General features: G+C 76.0%; 1 protein-coding gene. It reads right to left on the bottom strand.

Features of this window, described 5'->3' with window-relative positions:
• Positions 1 to 313: PHP domain-containing protein (locus ACLZOT_RS50245; RefSeq protein ID WP_416976022.1), on the bottom strand; the 313-nt coding region annotated here is incomplete at its 3' end.
• Positions 314 to 400: the final 87 nt, after the last annotated feature.

Here is a 400-nt window from a genome sequence, read left to right as displayed (position 1 = left end):
CCCGGGCGAGGAACAGCACCCGGGGCGCGGACTCGTCGACGAACGCCCCGCCCCGCACGGGCGCACGGGTACGACGCCGCCCGGCGCCCCCGTCCGGCATCCCGACCGCGAGATCCACACCGAACAGCGGACGCACCCCCGCCCGCGCCGCCGCCTTCGCGAACCGCACCGCTCCGCCGACGCCGTCCCGGTCGGTCAGCGCGACCGCGTCCATCCCCCGCTGTGCCGCGCGCTCCGCAAGCCGCTCCGGATGCGAGGCGCCGTACCTGAGCGAGTACCCGGAGGCCACGCGCAGATGGGTAAACGCGCGCATACCGCACACCCCACCGCACTCATCTCCCTCACCCGGCTCGGACGCCGCACCGGCCACTCCGGTGCGCCGACCTCAGCCTAAGCCACG

This window comes from Streptomyces sp. 4F14 (assembly GCF_048159485.1).
GTDB lineage: Bacteria > Actinomycetota > Actinomycetes > Streptomycetales > Streptomycetaceae > Streptomyces.
Note: the sequence above shows the minus strand (reverse complement) of the source record. Positions and strands in the feature narration are given on the sequence as shown.